This window comes from Methylobacterium sp. EM32, from assembly GCF_040593685.1.
Lineage (GTDB): Bacteria > Pseudomonadota > Alphaproteobacteria > Rhizobiales > Beijerinckiaceae > Methylobacterium.
On record NZ_JBEXZS010000173.1, the window covers coordinates 24,307 to 39,451 of the forward strand.

Sequence of the window (15,145 nt, forward strand, 5' to 3'; positions counted from 1 at the left end):
TCACTCGGTCTCCGTGCGGCGGGGGGTGAAGCCGATGGTGCGGTCCTGGCGGCCCGCGTCTTGCGCCCGGCGCAGGGCCAGCACCGCGAGCGCCGCCTCCGCCGCGCCGCCGCCCTTGTTCATCTCGGCGACCCGGGCGCGGGCCTGGGCCTGGGCCTCGGTCTCGACGGTCAGGATGCCGTTGCCGAGCGGCAGGCGGAGCATGACGGAGAGGTCCATCAGGGCCCGGGCGCTCTCGCCGGCGACGATGTCGTAGTGGCCGGTCTCGCCGCGGATGACGCAGCCGAGCGCCACCACGGCGTCGTAGGGCCTGTGGGCGCGGGCGGCGGCCTCGAGCAGGATCGCGACTGTCTGCGGGATCTCCAGCGCGCCCGGCACGGTGACGACCACCGCCTCGGCGCCGGACGCCGCGATCGCGGCCGTCGCGCCGGCGAGGAGCTCGTCGGCGATGTCCTCGTAGTAGCGGGCCTCGACGACGAGCACCCGGGCTCCGGTGAGCTGGGGGCGGTCGGCTCCGCTGTCGCGGCGTGGCGTGACCATGGCGAACTTCTTACGTCTCGAACGGGCACCGGCTCCCGCGCGGCCGCGACGCGGCCTCGCTGCGGTGCATCACCGGTGGGGGAGGGGAGCACTAGACCAGAAGAGGCCGGTCCCACAAGTCCGCGGGCCTCCGCAGATCGTCACTCCTTGCCAACGGGCACCAATCCGGTCATCCCGGGCGCCAGAGCCGGGCCATCGCAACCCGGCCGCACCGGATCCCTGAACAACGACCGGCCGGGAGGACACATCCGTGACGACCGATATCGAAGCCCGTACGATCAAGCGCGTCAGCTGGCGCCTGATCCCGTTCCTGATCGTCTGCTACTTCATCGCCTATCTCGACCGCGTCAATGTCGGGTTCGCCTCGCTGACGATGAACCGGGATCTCGGCATCTCGGCCACCGCCTACGGCCTCGGCGCCGGGCTGTTCTTCATCACCTACTTCATCTTCGAGGTACCCTCGAACCTGGCACTGGAAAAGTTCGGCGCGCGGCGCTGGATCGCCCGCATCATGCTGAGCTGGGGCGTGATCTCCGGCGGCATGGCCTTCATCGGCGGCGAGACCAGCTTCTACATCATGCGCCTGCTCCTCGGCGCGGCCGAGGCCGGCTTCTTCCCGGGCATCATCTTCTACCTGACGCTGTGGTTCCCGGCGGCCTATCGCGCCCGCATCGTCTCGCTGTTCATGGTGGCGATCCCCCTCTCGAGCGTCATCGGCTCGCCGATCTCCGGCCTGCTGCTCGAGCTCGACGGCCTGCTCGGCTTCAAGGGCTGGCAATGGCTCTACGTGATCGAGGCGTTGCCGGCGATCGTGCTCTCGGTGATGACCTACTTCTACCTCACCGACCGCCCGGCCGACGCGAAGTGGCTCGCCGCGGACGAGCGCGAGTGGCTGGAGCGGACGCTCGCCGCGGAGGCCGCCCGCAACCCGCGCCAGGGGCATGTGCCGCTGACCCAGGAGATCCTCAACCCGCGGGTGCTCGCCATCGCGGTGGTGTATTTCGGTGCGGTCGCGCTGCTCTACGCCTTCGGCTTCTTCCTGCCGCAGATCTTCAAGGCCTTCGGGCTCACCAACGCCCAGACCGGCTTCGTGATGATCATTCCCTACGCCGTCGGGACGGTGGGCATGCTGTGGTGGGGCCGGCGCTCGGACGCCAGGAAGGAGCGCCGCTACCACCTCGCCGCGGCGCTCGCCTGCGCGTCGGTCTGCACCATCGGGGCGGCCCTCGTGGGCGATCCGATCATCAAGGTGATCCTGTTCTCCGGCGCGGCCCTCGGCATCTTCGGGGCGCTCCCGATCACCTGGACGCTGCCGACCGAGACCCTCTCGGGCGCGGCCGCCGCCGGCGCGATCGCGGTGGTGAACTCGATCGGCAACCTGTCGGGCTTCGTCGCCCCCTACGCCGTCGGCGCCATCAAGGACTGGACCGGCAGCTTCACCGGCGGCCTCCTGCTGATCGCCTGCGCGGGCATCGTCGGCATGATCACCGTGCTGCGACTGAGCCATAGCAGCGCAGCCGCGGGCCCCGGCCGCGTCGGCGCCCCCGCCGAGTAGGTCCTCCGCCACGCATCCGGGCGGCCCTGCGGGACCGTCCGGGTGCATCGCAGCACACTCCCGGGAAATCTGGAATTCCTCCGGATCGGGGCGCCTTTTCGCCCTTTATTCCGAGGCTTGACCGTGCAACAGAGCTAGCCGCGCGGCGACGCCCGGTCGCATTGCCGCCACGCGTGGGGAGGTGCTTCGGTCCGGCAGGATCGGGGACGACAAACCCCGCCGACCCTTCCCGCGGGCCTCGACGCCCTGTGAAGAAGAAGATCTGGGCGCCGCGCATGCGGCGGCCCGCCGTCAACGATTTTCGGGAGAGCCGGAACTTGGCCACCACCGTCGCCCCATCCGACGCCGCGCATCCCCACGGGACGACCCGCCGGGACTTCCTGTTCCTCGCCACCGGTGCGGGCGCCGTGGTCGGGGCCGCGGCCCTGGCCTGGCCCTTCGTCGCCTCGATGGCCCCCGATGCCGAGACGATCGCGGCCGGCGCTCCCATCGACGTCGACCTCACGCCGATCGCCGACGGCCAGATCGTCAATGTGTTCTGGCGCGGCAAGCTGATCTTCGTGCGCCACCTCACCGAGAAGGAGGTCGCCGACATGAAGGCGGTCGCCCCGGCGGGCATGATCGACCCGGCGCCGTTCCTCGGCCGCGTCAAGGACGGCCACGAGCGCTGGCTCGTGGCCTACGGCAACTGCACCCATCTCGGCTGCGTGCCGATCGCCAATGCCGGCGGCCACGAGGGCTGGGGCTGCCCCTGCCACGGCTCGCAATTCGACGCGGTGGGCCGCGTGACCCGGGGTCCTGCCCCGATCAACCTGCCGATTCCGCCCTACGCCTTCCAGGGCGACACCAAGGTCCGCATCGGCGAAGGCGCCACCGCCTGATTACGCCGATCGTGAAGCAACGCCAGACGCGGGCTGCCCCATGAGCGCACACGCCACAACCTACGTTCCCAAGAGCCGCTTCGCGAAGTGGTTCGAGGCCCGGCTGCCGATCGCAGGCCTGGTCCATTCCTCGTTCATCGCCTTCCCGGTGCCGCGCAACCTGAACTACTTCTGGACGTTCGGCGCCATCCTGATGGCGATGCTGGGCTCGCAGATCATCACCGGCGTCTGGCTGGCGATGCACTACCAGCCCTCGGCCACCGAGGCGTTCAACTCCGTCGAGCACATCATGCGCGACGTGAACTACGGCTGGCTCCTGCGCTACATGCACGCCAACGGCGCCTCGATGTTCTTCATCGCGGTCTACGTGCACATGTTCCGCAACCTTTATTACGGGTCGTACAAGGCCCCGCGCGAGGTGCTCTACATCCTCGGCGTGATCATCTATCTCCTGATGATGGCGACCGCGTTCCTCGGCTACACCCTGCCGTGGGGCCAGATGTCGTTCTGGGGCGCCACCGTCATCACCAACATCCTGGCGGCGATCCCGATCGTCGGCGACACGATCCAGAGCCTGCTCTGGGGCGGCTACTCGGTCGGCAACCCGACCATCAACCGCTTCTTCTCGCTTCACTACCTCCTGCCGTTCATGATCGCCGGCGTCGTCGTCCTGCACGTCTGGGCGCTGCACGTCACCGGCCAAAACAATCCGACCGGCATCCCGATCAAGTCGGGCAAGGACGCCGTGCCCTTCACTCCCTACGCGACCATCAAGGACGTGTTCGCGGTGGTGGTGTTCTTCGTCTTCTTCGCCTACTGGATCTTCCTGCAGCCGAACTACCTCGGCCACGCCGACAATTACATCCCGGCGAACCCCGCCGTGACGCCGGCGCACATCGTGCCCGAGTGGTACTTCCTGCCCTTCTACGCCATCCTGCGTGCGGTGCCGGACAAGCTCGGCGGCGTGATCCTGATGTTCGGCGCGGTGATCATCCTGGCGCTGGCGCCGTGGCTCGACACCTCCCGGGTCCGCTCGGCCAACTACCGGCCGATCTACCGCCAGTTCTTCTGGGTCTTCATCTTCTGCTGCTTCCTGCTCGGCTGGCTCGGCTCGAAGCCCCCGGAGGGCGGCTACGTGCTCGCCTCGCGCATCGCCACCTTCTACTACTTCGCCCACTTCCTGATCGTGATGCCGCTGGTCGGCCTGTTCGAGACGCCGAAGCCCCTGCCGGGCTCGATCCTCGAGAGCGTCACCGGTCCGGGCAAGCAGGTCGGCTCCTCCGGCATGCCGGCCGGCGCCGCCGCCGCGCCCTCGACCAAGGGCTGATTCATGCCTCGGGCGGGCGGGTGCTCCACGCATCCGCCCGCACCACATCGCGATAAAGCACTAACGACGCCGCAAGGGGCATCGAGGGGAATGATCAGAACACGCGCTCTCGGGACACGCGCTCTTTTGGCTGCCGCTGTCGCCGCCTTCCTGTCGGCCGGCGCCGCCTCGGCCGAGGACCACGGGCCGCTGCCCCACCGCGAGAAGTGGACCTTCTCGGGAATGTTCGGCACCTTCGACCAGGCGCAGCTGCAGCGCGGCTTCCAGGTCTACCGCGAGGTCTGCTCGAACTGCCACAGCCTGCACTACGTCCGCTTCCGCAACCTGGAAGAGGAGGGCGGGCCCGACTTCTCCGCCGCCCAGGTCAAGGCGCTGGCGGCCGAGTACAAGGTCAAGGACGGCCCGAACGATTCCGGCGACATGTTCGAGCGGCCCGGCCGGCCGGCCGACAAGTTCCCGTCGCCGTTCCCGAACGATCAGGCCGCGGCCGCCGCCAATGGCGGCAAGGCGCCGCCGGACCTGTCGCTGATGGCCAAGGCCCGCACCTTCGCCCGCGGCGGCCTGTGGTTCATCACCGATTGGCTGCCCTTCATCGGCTATACCGAGCAGGGTCCGGACTACATCCACGCCCTTCTCAACGGCTACAAGGAAGAGCCGCCGAAGGGTGTGACCGTGCCTGAGGGCGGCCACTACAACGAGTTCTATCCGGGCAACGTCATCGCGATGCCCAAGCCCCTCAGCGACGGTCAGGTGACCTACGCCAAGGGTGCGAACGGCCAGCCGGTCGTGCCGGAGACGATCGACCAGTACTCGCGCGACGTCACCGCCTTCCTGATGTGGACGGCGGAGCCGCACCTCGTGGCGCGCAAGTCGCTGGGCCTGCGGGCGATGCTGTTCCTGCTCGTCCTGGCCGGCCTGCTCTACTACGTGAAGAAGAAGATCTGGTCCGACGTCGGCGGCGAGACGCACGGGCTGCAGCCCGAGCTGCACAAGACCAGCTGACGCCAGCATCCGAAACCTACCCGAGGCCCCGCAAGGGGCCTCTTTCGTTAGAGGAGAACTCCATGGTCAAGGCCGTGCTCGGAGTGATCGGCGGGTCGGGCGTCTACGACCTGCCCGGGCTGGAGGGCGTGCGCGAGGAGCGGATCGCCTCGCCCTGGGGCGAGCCGTCGGACTCGCTCCGCATCGGCCGGATCGGCGAGACCGAGGTGGTGTTCCTGGCCCGCCACGGCCGCGGCCACCGGCTCTCGCCGTCGGGCATCGACTACCGGGCCAATATCGACGTGCTCAAGCGCGCCGGCGTCACTGACATCGTGGCGCTCTCGGCCTGCGGCTCGTTCCGGCAGGAGCTCTATCCGGGCCTGTTCGTGCTCGTCGACCAGTTCGTCGACCGGACGGTCGGCCGCACCTCGTCGTTCTTCGGCAATGGCTGCGTCGCCCACGTCTCGATGGCCCATCCGGTCGGACCGGGGCTCCAGGCCCGCATCCTGGCGGCGGCCGAGGCCGAGGAGATCGCGGTCCGGAAGGGCGGCACCTATGTCTGCATGGAGGGGCCGCAATTCTCGTCCTACGCCGAGTCGCTCAATTACAAGGCGCAGGGCTACGACGTGATCGGCATGACCAACATGCCGGAGGCCAAGCTCGCCCGCGAGGCCGAGATCACCTACGCGACGATCGCGATGGTGACGGACTTCGATTGCTGGCACCCGGAGCACGGCGCCGTCGACGTCGCCTCCGTGGTGGCGGTGGCCCGCGCCAACGCCTCGAAGGCCGCGCGCCTGGTGAGCCGTCTCGCCCGCGATTTCCCGGCCGAGCGCGAGCCCTGCCCGGCGGGCTCCGACCGTGCCCTCGACGGCGCGATCATGACCGCGCCGACCCACCGCGACCCGGCGCTGATGGCCAAGCTCGATGCGGTCTGCGCGCGGGTGATGGCGGACGTCTGACGCCCCGCCGCTCCATGGGGCGATCGGGTTGAGGGTGTAAAGCCCGCAACCCCCCTGGCGTTTCCGCGGGCTGCCTTTTAACAAGGCAGCCCGTTTCCGTTGGCAACCAGTTCTGGCGATGACCGATTCCTCCCTCCGCTCCGGCCGCGTCGACCGGCGCACCGCCGAGACCGACGTCAGCGTCGCGCTCACCCTCGACGGCACCGGCCGGGCCAGCATCGCGACGGGGGTCGGCTTCCTCGACCACATGCTGGAGCTGCTCGCCCGCCACGCCCTGTTCGACCTCGAGATCAAGGTGACGGGCGACCTCCATGTCGACCAGCACCATACCACCGAGGATTGCGGCATCGCGCTCGGCCAAGCCTTCGCCCAGGCGCTGGGCGACAAGCGCGGCATCCGCCGCTACGCCGACCTGCACCTGCCCATGGACGAGGCACTGACCCGGGTCGCCGTCGACATCTCCGGCCGGCCGTTCCTGGTGTTCCGCACCGCATTCGCCCGCGAGAAGATCGGCGCCTTCGACACCGAGCTGGTGCGCGAGTGGTTCCAGGCCTTCGCGATGAATGCCGGGATCACGCTGCACGTCGAGACGCTGTACGGCGACAACCAGCACCACATCGCCGAGAGCTGCTACAAGGGGCTGGCACGTGCCTTGCGGCACGCGGTCGAGGTCGATCCCCGCGAGGGCGGCCGGGTGCCATCGACCAAAGGCTCGCTCTAGAGCTGTATCGCCGCAACGACGGATCCCGGGGGGAACCGGATGACCACCTACACCCTGCACGTCCCCGACGAGGTCGATCCCGGCGAGCCGGAGGCGCTCGACCGTGCCAAGCTGGTGCCGGACGCCTTCGTCTGGCCGGCCTTCTGGTTCTCGGCTTTGTGGTTCTTCTGGCACCGACTCTGGCTCGCCGGCCTCGCCGTACTGGCTGCCGAGGTCGTGGTCTGGCTTGCCGGCCTCGTCCTGGGGTTGCATCCGGTGGCGGGCTTCGCGATCGCGCTGCTCCTGTCCTGGCTTATCGGGCTCGAGGCCTCGTCGCTGCGGCGCTGGACCTATGCCCGCACCGGCCGCCCGATCCGCGACGCGGTGACGGCCTCGGACACCAAGGAGGCCGAGGTGAAGGTCGTCGCCCGCTGGCTGCGGGAGGAGGGCGCCCGCCTGGGGACCACCGCTCCCCGGCCCGCAACCCCGGCGAATACCCGCGCAGAGAGCCCGGCCCTCGGTCTGTTCCCGGAGGCGCAAGGCCCCCGGTGAGCGCCGCAACCACCCAGACGACCGCCCCATTAATTCGAATCCCCGCGACCCGGGAGGATCTCCGTTGAGCGCGGATACCGTCGCCATCATCGATTACGGCTCGGGCAACCTGCACTCGGCCGCCAAGGCCTTCGAGCGCGCCGCCCGCGAGACCGGAACCGGTGCCCGCATCCTCGTCACCTCCGATCCCGAGACCGTCGCCGGGGCCGACCGGGTCGTACTGCCGGGCGTCGGCGCCTATGCCGATTGCCGGCGCGGTCTCGACGCGGTCTCCGGCATGGTCGAGGCGATGACCGAGGCGGCGCATGCCCGCGGCCGGCCCTTCCTCGGCATCTGCGTCGGCATGCAGCTGCTGGCGAGCCGCGGCCTCGAATACGAGATCACCCCCGGCCTCGGCTGGATCCCGGGCGACGTCGCCCCGATCCGGCCTGCGGATCCGGGCCTGAAGGTGCCGCATATGGGCTGGAACACGCTCCAGGAGCGCTTGGCCCACCCCCTGCTCGACGGCATCCCGACCGGGGCGGACGGGCTGCACGCCTATTTCGTGCACAGCTACGCCCTCGCGGCGGCCGAGCCCGGCGACGTGGTGGCGACCGCCGATTACGGCGGCGCGGTCACCGCCATGGTCGCCCGCGGCACCGTCGCGGGCACCCAGTTCCACCCCGAGAAGAGCCAGACCCTCGGGCTTCGGCTGATCGGCAACTTCCTGCGCTGGCGGCCCTGACGGCCCGCCGCCATCTCCCCGAACTCCAGCCTTGCGGTGACGACGCGTGATCCTGTTTCCGGCCATCGATCTCAAGGAAGGGCGCTGCGTCCGCCTCGTGCAGGGCGACATGGCGCAGGCCATCGTGTTCAGCGACGACCCGGCGGCGCAAGCCGGGACGTTCCAGGAGCAGGGGTTCTCCTGGCTCCACGTAGTCGATCTCGACGGCGCCTTCGCGGGCGCGCCGATGAACGCCGCGGCGGTCGACGCGATCCTCGCCGCCGTGACGATCCCGGTGCAGCTCGGCGGCGGCATCCGCGAGATGCGCACCGTCGAGGGCTGGCTCGCCAAGGGCGTCAGCCGGGTCATCATCGGCACCGCCGCCGTGAAGGACCCGACCTTCGTGCGCGAGGCGGCGCGCCGCTTCCCCGGCAAGATCGCCGTTGGCATCGACGCGAAGGACGGCAAAGTCGCGGTCGAGGGCTGGGCCAAGACCTCGACGGTGACGGCGGAGGAGCTCGGCCGCCGCTTCGAGGATGCCGGCGTCGCCGCGATCATCTACACCGACATCGCCCGCGACGGCATCCTCAAGGGGCTCAACATCCCGATGACGCTGGGCCTCGCCCAGGCGGTGAAGATCCCGGTGATCGCCTCGGGCGGCCTCGCCTCGATCGAGGACGTGCACCGCATCCTGGAGCCGGATTGCGCGGGGCTGGCCGGCGCCATCACGGGACGGGCCCTCTACGACGGCCGGATCGACCCCAAAGAGGCGCTGGCGGCCATCGCGCGGGCGAAGAGCGCAGAGGGCAGGAACTAGCCGCCGGCTGAGACGGACAGGCTCGCCGCGTGATAGGATCGCGGCGGCTCTCCGAAAGGCATGTGACGCCATGACGGCCGAGACCCGGAAATCCAAGCCCGCTCCCGCACGGCCGGCTCCCCAGCCGACCATGACGGCCTATGCCGACGACATCTACGGCTGGGCGATGGAGCAGGCCGCGGCTCTGCGCGCTGGCGATCTTTCGGTTCTTGACCGTGAGAACCTGGCCGAGGAGATCGAGAGTTTGGGCCGCTCGGAGTTCAATCGACTCGTCAGCTTCTACGCTCTGGTTCAGCTCCATATGTTGAAGTGGGTGCATCAGCCAAGCCATCGCTGCGCCAGCTGGGCCATCTCAATCTCAACACATCGTAAGCACGTGAGCCTGACGATCGCTGATAATCCGAGCCTGAAGTCGCGCCTCAACGAGGCGTTCGAGCGCGCCTACCTGCAGGCACGGCACGACGCGATCCGTGAGACAGGCCTCTCTCCGAAGACATTTCCTGTCGACTGTCCTTTTACGCGCGAAGACGCAATGTCGCGTCCCTTCCATTGCGAGTGAGGCGTGTGACAGCGTGACAGCAGCGACCCGTAAATCCAAGGCTGAGCCGACGCAATCGAGCTTGCACCCGGCGAGGGCCTATGCCGACGACATCTACGGCTGGGCGATGGAACAGGCCGCTGCTCTGCGCGCCGGCGACCTCTCGGTTCTGGACCGTGAGAACCTGGCCGAGGAGATCGAGAGCTTGGGCCGCTCTGAACTGAGGAGCCTCGTCAGTGCCTGGCGGGTCGTATTGCTGGACATGCTGAAGTTCGACCACCAGCCCGAGCGACGCACGCGAAGCTGGGCACTGTCGATCCGCGACCAGCGCGACGAGGCGGCCGATATTCTCGCCGACAGCCCGAGCCTCAAAAGCCGGCTCGACGAAGCGATGGCCCGCGCCTACCGCGGCGCGCGGGTCGATGCTGCGCGGGAGACCGGCCTACCGCTGCGGACGTTCCGCGAGACCTGCCCCTACACCCGCGACGACCTGCTCACCCGCGATTTCCCGATCGACCCGACAACCTGAAACGGCGCCCGTGCTCAAGACCCGCATCATCCCCTGCCTCGACGTCAAGGACGGCCGCGTCGTCAAGGGCGTGCAGTTCCTCGAATTGCGCGACGCCGGCGATCCGGTCGAGGCCGCCAAAGCCTATGACCGCGCCGGGGCCGACGAGCTCTGCTTCCTCGACATCACGGCGAGCCACGAGGACCGGGGCATCCTGCTCGACGCGGTGAGCCGCACGGCGGAGGCCTGCTTCATGCCCCTCACCGTCGGCGGCGGGGTGCGCAAGGTCGAGGATATCCGCACGCTCCTGCTCGCCGGGGCCGACAAGGTCTCGATCAACACCGCGGCGGTGAACGACCCGGATCTGGTGGCGCGGGCGGCGGAAAAATTCGGCGCGCAGTGCATCGTCGTGGCGATCGATGCCAAGCGGGTGTCGGGCGAGGGCGAGCCGCCCCGCTGGGAGATCTTCACCCATGGCGGGCGGAAGCCCACCGGGATCGATGCGATCGAGTTCGCTCGCCTCGTGGCGGCGAAGGGGGCCGGCGAGCTGCTGGTCACCTCGATGGACCGCGACGGCATGCGCTCGGGCTACGATATCGGCCTGACCCGGGCGATCAGCGACGCGGTCAACGTGCCGGTGATCGCCTCGGGCGGCGTCGGCGGTCTCGACGATCTCGTCGCCGGGGTGCGCGACGGCGGCGCGAGCGCGGTGCTGGCCGCGTCGATCTTCCATTTCGGCCAGCACACCGTCGGGGAGGCCAAGGCCCACATGGCGGCGGCGGGCCTGGCGATGCGGCTCGACCTGACGCCCTGACCTTTCGGCAATCACCGCGGGAAATGGTGGGATCAGCCGCTTGACCGCCCGGCACGGCCGGCCCCAGGGTTCACCCTCATCACCAACGGCGGCCGCATGACCACCTTCACCCTCGCCGACCTCGACCGCATCGTCCGCGAGCGCGCCGCCGCCGCGCCGGAGGAATCCTACACCGCCAAGCTCGTCGCCGGCGGGCCGGCGCGGCCGGCGAAGAAGCTCGGCGAGGAGGCGGTCGAGGCCGCGATCGCCGCCGTGCAGGGCGACCGCGACGGGCTGACGGCGGAGGCCGCCGACGTGCTCTACCACCTGCTGGTGGTGCTCAGGGCTGCCGATGTTCCGCTGGAGGCGGTGATGGCCGAGCTGGAGCGGCGCACGGCCCAGAGCGGCATCGCCGAGAAGGCGTCGAGGAGGCCCGCATGACCGACGCCCCCATGACCGAGCCGGGCGTGAACGGCGCCGTCCTGGCGCCGACCCTCGGCGCGGCGCAGCTGGCGGCGAGCCTCGACGAGGCGACCGACCACCTCTCGCCCTACCGGGTCTTCTCCCGCGAGGAATGGGCGCATCTACGCGCCGACACGCCGCTCACCCTCACGGCCGAGGACGTGATGCGGCTGCAATCGCTGAACGACCCGATCTCGCTCGAGGAGGTCATCGCGATCTACCTGCCGCTGTCGCGGCTGCTCTCGCTCTACGTCGCGGCGACGCAGGGGCTGTTCAAGGCGACCCAGCGCTTCCTCCTCGCCGAGCGCGAGGTGAAGGTGCCCTACATCATCGGGGTCGCCGGCTCGGTGGCGGTCGGCAAGTCGACCACCGCCCGGGTGCTCAAGGCGCTGCTGGCCCGCTGGCCCAACACCCCGAAGGTCGACCTCGTCACCACCGACGGGTTCCTGTTCCCGAATGCCGAGCTGAACCGCCTCGGCCTGATGGAGCGCAAGGGGTTTCCCGAGAGCTACGACACGCCGACGCTGCTGCGCTTCCTCGCCGACATCAAGGCCGGCAAGCGCCACGTCGCGGCGCCGCTCTACTCCCACCTCGTCTACGACGTGGTGCCGGGGGAGACCACGGTGGTCGACCGGCCCGACATCCTGATCGTCGAGGGGCTGAACGTGCTCCAGCCCGCCCGCCTGCCGCGGGACGGCACGGCGATCCCGTTCGTGTCGGACTTCTTCGACTTCTCGGTCTATCTCGACGCGCACGAGGACGACCTGCACCGCTGGTACGTCAACCGCTTCCTGCGTCTACGCAACACCGCCTTCCGCGATCCGCTCTCGTATTTCCGCAAATACGCGGAGATCTCCGAGGACGAGGCGCTGAACACCGCCGACGGGCTGTGGAACCGCATCAACCTCCTGAACCTGCGCGACAACATCGTGCCGACGCGCCAGCGCGCCAGCCTGATCCTCGCCAAGGGCGCGAGCCACCGCATCGAGAGCGTCGCGTTGCGGAGGTTGTAGGGCTCGTTCCGCGGTTGACCTTCCCGACACCCCCCGCCAGCATGCGGAAAAACCGGGAGGAGACACCATGAGACGAGCCCTTCGGCGCGCCGGCCTGGCGCTGGCCGCGGCCTTGAGCGCGAGTGCGGCGCAGGCGCAGGTCTCCGACGACGTGGTCAAGATCGGCGTCCTGTCGGACATGAGCGCGGCCCAGGCCGACAGCACCGGCCCCGGCTCGGTCGCCGCCGCCCGGATGGCGGTGGAGGATTTCGGCGGCACGGTGCTGGGCAAGCGCATCGAGGTCGTCTCCGCCGACCACCAGAACAAGCCGGATGTCGGCTCGAACATCGTCCGCCAGTGGCTCGAATTGCAGCAGGTCGACGTCGTCGCCGATGTGCCGACCTCGTCGGTCGCGCTCGCCGTGCAGACTCTCACCCGCGAGCGCGACCGGCTGTTCCTCAACTCATCGGCCGGCTCGTCCGACCTGTCCGGCCCGGCCTGCTCGCCGAACGCGATCCACTGGACCTACGACACCTATTCGCTGGCCAACGGCACCGCCGGCCCGCTGGTGTCGCAGGGCGCCAGCTCTTGGTACTTCGTCACCGCCGATTACGCCTTCGGCCACGCGCTGGAGCGCGACACCAGCCAGGCGGTCAAGCGCGCCGGCGGCACGGTGATCGGCTCGGTGCGCCACCCGATGGGGATGGCGGATTTCTCCTCGGCCTTGCTCCAGGCCCAGGCCTCGGGCGCCAAGGTGATCGCGCTCGCCGATCCGGTCGGCGATACCGCGACGGCGGCGAAGCAGGCGGGCGAGTTCGGCATCCAGCAGCAGGGCCAGAAGCTCGTCGGCCTCCTGATCGACGTGGTCGACCTGCGGGCGATCGGCCTCGAGACGGCGCAAGGGATGCTGCTCACCACCAGCTTCTACTGGGACCGCGACGACGAGACTCGGGCCTTCGCGCAGCGCTTCCTCAAGCGCCACGGCCGCATGCCGACGCAGTTCCAGGCCGGGGTCTATTCCAGCATCGCGAACTACCTGAAGGCGGTGCAGGCGGCCGGAACCGACGCGGCGAAAGCGGTCGTCGCCAAGATGCGCGAGACGCCGGTCAACGACTTCTACGCCAAGAACGGCCGCGTGCGCGAGGACGGCCGCATGGTCCACGACATGTACCTGATGCAGGTGAAGGCGCCGGCCGAATCGAAGGGCGAGTGGGATTTGCTCAAGCCGATCGCGACGATCCCCGGCGACCGGGCGTTCCGGCCGATCGAGGCGGGCAACTGTCCGTATGTCGGCAAGGCGGGGTGACGCGGCACTGCCCCGCTGAATAAGAACGCGCCCACGCCAAGTTCGAAGGTGGAGGTGACCGGCGTGGGCGCGTGCCCGTCGAGGGGCAGTACCTCGATCCTATACCAGTTTGATTGTACCACCATCACCCGTTTAGGGGGGCTTGCCTCATGGGGCCTGCGTCCTTGGGATCTGCTTCTGACCGGAGGGACCGGCGGCCCTCACGCCTCGTCCCCCGCCAGCGGATAGGCCGCCTCGACCACGTAGGGTCCGCCGCCGACCGAGTCGCGCGCCGAGTACAGGGCGACCCGATGCGCCGTGAACGACGGTCGCGGAAAGACAGGCTGCATCGCCAGGTACTGCGCCACCCCGTCCGGGCCGGCGCCGCGCTTGAGCCGGGCCAGCGTGACGTGCGGCGTGAAGCGCCGCGTGTCGGGGGCGACGCCGAGCTGGCGCAGGATGCGCTCGTGCTCGGCCTGCAAGTCGGCGAGGCCGTCATCCGGTACGACGCGGGCGAAGAGCGCGTGCGGCTTCTCGCCGCCGAACACCGCCAGTTCGTCGAGGACGAGGGTCAGGGGAGGACGGGGACGGACCTCGGCCAGCGCCTCGGTGATCTCCTGGCCAAGCCCGCCATCGACGTCGCCGATGAAGCGCAGGGTCACGTGGTAATCGGCGGGTTCGACCCAGCGGGCGCCCGGCAGGCCGCCCCGGAAGGCACTCAGGTGCAGGCCGGTCTCGGGCGGGACCTCGATTCCGGTGAACAGGCGCGGCATGGCGGATCGGGCCCTCGTCTCAGGCGCCCTTGCGCAGGCGCGTCAAAAATTCCTCGACGCTCGGCAGGATGCCGGCGACGACCCGCGCCACGCCGGCCCGCGTCGGGTGCAGGCCGTCGGCGAGGTTGAGGGCGCGGTCGCCGGCGATGCCGTCGAGGAAGAACGGGTAGAGGATCAGGCCGTAGCGGTCGGCCAGCCGCGGAAAGATCGCGTCGAAGCGCTTGCCGTAATCGGGCCCGAGATTCGGCGCCGCCCGCATGCCGGCGAGCAGGACCGGGATGCCGCGGGCCTTCAGCTTCGCGATGATCGCGTCGAGGGCCTGCTCGGTCACCGCCGGGTCGGTGCCGCGCAGCATGTCGTTGGCCCCGAGTTCCAGGATCACCCCGTCGGTCCCGTCCGGCACCGACCACTCGACCCGGTCGAGCCCGCCGGTCGCGGTGTCGCCGGAGACGCCCGCATTGGCGACCGTCACGGCGTGGCCCTTCGCCTTGAGCGCCGCTTCGAGCTGGACCGGGAAGGCGGCATCCGCCGGCAGGCCGTAACCCGCCGTGAGGCTGTCGCCGAGGGCGACGAGATTCAAGGGGCGCGGTTCGGCGCGGAGCGGCGTCACGAGCGTCATCACCAGCGAAACGATGAGAAATGCGAGCGCCGCGCGGCGGCTATCATGGCGAAGCATCGATGCGCGGCCCATATCGGGCCGGCGGGCCGCCTGTCCTGCGTAGGTCCGTCCCAACACTCAACCTCCGGCGGCGGCCCGAATGGTCGCCGCGCTTCAA

General features: G+C 69.6%; 18 protein-coding genes. 15 read left to right on the plus strand and 3 right to left on the minus strand.

From position 1 onward, the window contains the following. Nucleotides 1-540: a 6,7-dimethyl-8-ribityllumazine synthase gene (ribH, locus tag ABZT49_RS22780; protein ID WP_355289219.1), complete on the minus strand. Its 540-nt coding sequence runs from the start codon at nt 538-540 to the stop codon at nt 1-3. A 250-nt stretch (nt 541-790) separates the two neighbouring features. On the opposite strand from ribH, the gene ABZT49_RS22785 reads away from it, so the two are divergent. The 15 genes from ABZT49_RS22785 to ABZT49_RS22855 all read left to right on the plus strand — a co-directional run bounded on the left by ABZT49_RS22785 (nt 791) and on the right by ABZT49_RS22855 (nt 13,617). Beyond that, complete coding sequence (locus tag ABZT49_RS22785; protein ID WP_355289221.1) at nt 791-2,095, plus strand: MFS transporter; 1,305 nt, start codon at nt 791-793, stop codon at nt 2,093-2,095. Nucleotides 2,096-2,412: 317 nt separating this feature from the next. Further along, on the plus strand, nt 2,413-2,976 hold the full coding sequence (petA, locus tag ABZT49_RS22790) for a ubiquinol-cytochrome c reductase iron-sulfur subunit (RefSeq protein ID WP_355289223.1): 564 nt from the start codon (nt 2,413-2,415) through the stop codon (nt 2,974-2,976). A gap of 40 nt (nt 2,977-3,016) precedes the next feature. Continuing rightward, a complete protein-coding gene (locus ABZT49_RS22795) occupies nt 3,017-4,303 on the plus strand; it encodes a cytochrome b N-terminal domain-containing protein (RefSeq protein WP_355289225.1) in 1,287 nt (428 codons plus the stop codon). Nucleotides 4,304-4,393: 90 nt separating this feature from the next. Then, complete coding sequence (locus tag ABZT49_RS22800) at nt 4,394-5,305, plus strand: cytochrome c1 (protein ID WP_355289227.1); 912 nt, start codon at nt 4,394-4,396, stop codon at nt 5,303-5,305. A gap of 62 nt (nt 5,306-5,367) precedes the next feature. Beyond that, nucleotides 5,368-6,246, plus strand: a complete 879-nt coding sequence (locus ABZT49_RS22805; RefSeq protein WP_355289229.1) for an S-methyl-5'-thioadenosine phosphorylase — start codon at nt 5,368-5,370, stop codon at nt 6,244-6,246. A gap of 118 nt (nt 6,247-6,364) precedes the next feature. Beyond that, complete coding sequence (gene hisB, locus ABZT49_RS22810) at nt 6,365-6,967, plus strand: imidazoleglycerol-phosphate dehydratase HisB (protein WP_355289231.1); 603 nt, start codon at nt 6,365-6,367, stop codon at nt 6,965-6,967. 39 nt (nt 6,968-7,006) lie between these two features. Continuing rightward, on the plus strand, nt 7,007-7,498 hold the full coding sequence (locus ABZT49_RS22815) for a DUF2628 domain-containing protein (protein WP_355289232.1): 492 nt from the start codon (nt 7,007-7,009) through the stop codon (nt 7,496-7,498). A 64-nt stretch (nt 7,499-7,562) separates the two neighbouring features. Beyond that, nucleotides 7,563-8,222, plus strand: coding sequence for an imidazole glycerol phosphate synthase subunit HisH (gene hisH, locus ABZT49_RS22820; RefSeq protein ID WP_355289234.1), 660 nt, complete (start codon nt 7,563-7,565; stop codon nt 8,220-8,222). A 46-nt stretch (nt 8,223-8,268) separates the two neighbouring features. Further along, on the plus strand, nt 8,269-9,018 hold the full coding sequence (hisA, locus tag ABZT49_RS22825; RefSeq protein WP_355289236.1) for a 1-(5-phosphoribosyl)-5-[(5-phosphoribosylamino)methylideneamino]imidazole-4-carboxamide isomerase: 750 nt from the start codon (nt 8,269-8,271) through the stop codon (nt 9,016-9,018). Nucleotides 9,019-9,088: 70 nt separating this feature from the next. Beyond that, complete coding sequence (locus ABZT49_RS22830; RefSeq protein ID WP_355289238.1) at nt 9,089-9,577, plus strand: DUF29 domain-containing protein; 489 nt, start codon at nt 9,089-9,091, stop codon at nt 9,575-9,577. Nucleotides 9,578-9,590: 13 nt separating this feature from the next. Continuing rightward, nucleotides 9,591-10,085, plus strand: coding sequence for a DUF29 domain-containing protein (locus ABZT49_RS22835; RefSeq protein ID WP_355289240.1), 495 nt, complete (start codon nt 9,591-9,593; stop codon nt 10,083-10,085). A 10-nt stretch (nt 10,086-10,095) separates the two neighbouring features. Beyond that, entirely contained in the window at nt 10,096-10,878 is a 783-nt protein-coding gene (gene hisF, locus ABZT49_RS22840; RefSeq protein WP_355289242.1) for an imidazole glycerol phosphate synthase subunit HisF, read from the plus strand. A 96-nt stretch (nt 10,879-10,974) separates the two neighbouring features. Beyond that, complete coding sequence (locus ABZT49_RS22845; RefSeq protein WP_355289243.1) at nt 10,975-11,298, plus strand: phosphoribosyl-ATP diphosphatase; 324 nt, start codon at nt 10,975-10,977, stop codon at nt 11,296-11,298. Further along, nucleotides 11,295-12,332 carry a type I pantothenate kinase gene (coaA, locus tag ABZT49_RS22850; RefSeq protein WP_407943551.1) on the plus strand — a complete coding sequence of 346 codons (1,038 nt, stop codon included), beginning with the start codon at nt 11,295-11,297 and terminating at the stop codon, nt 12,330-12,332. Before ABZT49_RS22845 ends, coaA begins: the two co-directional genes overlap by 4 nt. A gap of 67 nt (nt 12,333-12,399) precedes the next feature. Further along, complete coding sequence (locus ABZT49_RS22855; RefSeq protein ID WP_355289245.1) at nt 12,400-13,617, plus strand: ABC transporter substrate-binding protein; 1,218 nt, start codon at nt 12,400-12,402, stop codon at nt 13,615-13,617. Nucleotides 13,618-13,817: 200 nt separating this feature from the next. On the opposite strand, the gene thpR is transcribed toward ABZT49_RS22855, so the two are convergent. Together thpR and ABZT49_RS22865 are read right to left on the minus strand one after the other, a co-directional pair. Continuing rightward, nucleotides 13,818-14,369 (minus strand): RNA 2',3'-cyclic phosphodiesterase, encoded by a 552-nt coding sequence (thpR, locus tag ABZT49_RS22860; protein WP_355289247.1) that lies wholly within the window; start codon nt 14,367-14,369, stop codon nt 13,818-13,820. A gap of 19 nt (nt 14,370-14,388) precedes the next feature. Then, nucleotides 14,389-15,045: an arylesterase gene (locus ABZT49_RS22865; RefSeq protein WP_407943552.1), complete on the minus strand. Its 657-nt coding sequence runs from the start codon at nt 15,043-15,045 to the stop codon at nt 14,389-14,391. Between the last annotated feature and the right edge of the window lie 100 nt (nt 15,046-15,145).

Bases quoted from the DNA above. Each gene is read 5' to 3' on its own strand.
- ribH (WP_355289219.1), bottom strand. From the start codon at position 540: ATGGTCACGCCACGCCGCGACAGCGGAGCCGACCGCCCCCAGCTCACC.
- ABZT49_RS22795 (WP_355289225.1), top strand. From the start codon at position 3,017: ATGAGCGCACACGCCACAACCTACGTTCCCAAGAGCCGCTTCGCGAAG.
- ABZT49_RS22800 (WP_355289227.1), top strand. From the start codon at position 4,394: ATGATCAGAACACGCGCTCTCGGGACACGCGCTCTTTTGGCTGCCGCT.
- ABZT49_RS22805 (WP_355289229.1), top strand. From the start codon at position 5,368: ATGGTCAAGGCCGTGCTCGGAGTGATCGGCGGGTCGGGCGTCTACGAC.
- hisB (WP_355289231.1), top strand. From the start codon at position 6,365: ATGACCGATTCCTCCCTCCGCTCCGGCCGCGTCGACCGGCGCACCGCC.
- ABZT49_RS22815 (WP_355289232.1), top strand. From the start codon at position 7,007: ATGACCACCTACACCCTGCACGTCCCCGACGAGGTCGATCCCGGCGAG.
- ABZT49_RS22830 (WP_355289238.1), top strand. From the start codon at position 9,089: ATGACGGCCGAGACCCGGAAATCCAAGCCCGCTCCCGCACGGCCGGCT.
- ABZT49_RS22845 (WP_355289243.1), top strand. From the start codon at position 10,975: ATGACCACCTTCACCCTCGCCGACCTCGACCGCATCGTCCGCGAGCGC.
- coaA (WP_407943551.1), top strand. From the start codon at position 11,295: ATGACCGACGCCCCCATGACCGAGCCGGGCGTGAACGGCGCCGTCCTG.
- ABZT49_RS22855 (WP_355289245.1), top strand. From the start codon at position 12,400: ATGAGACGAGCCCTTCGGCGCGCCGGCCTGGCGCTGGCCGCGGCCTTG.
- thpR (WP_355289247.1), bottom strand. From the start codon at position 14,369: ATGCCGCGCCTGTTCACCGGAATCGAGGTCCCGCCCGAGACCGGCCTG.
- ABZT49_RS22865 (WP_407943552.1), bottom strand. From the start codon at position 15,045: ATGCTTCGCCATGATAGCCGCCGCGCGGCGCTCGCATTTCTCATCGTT.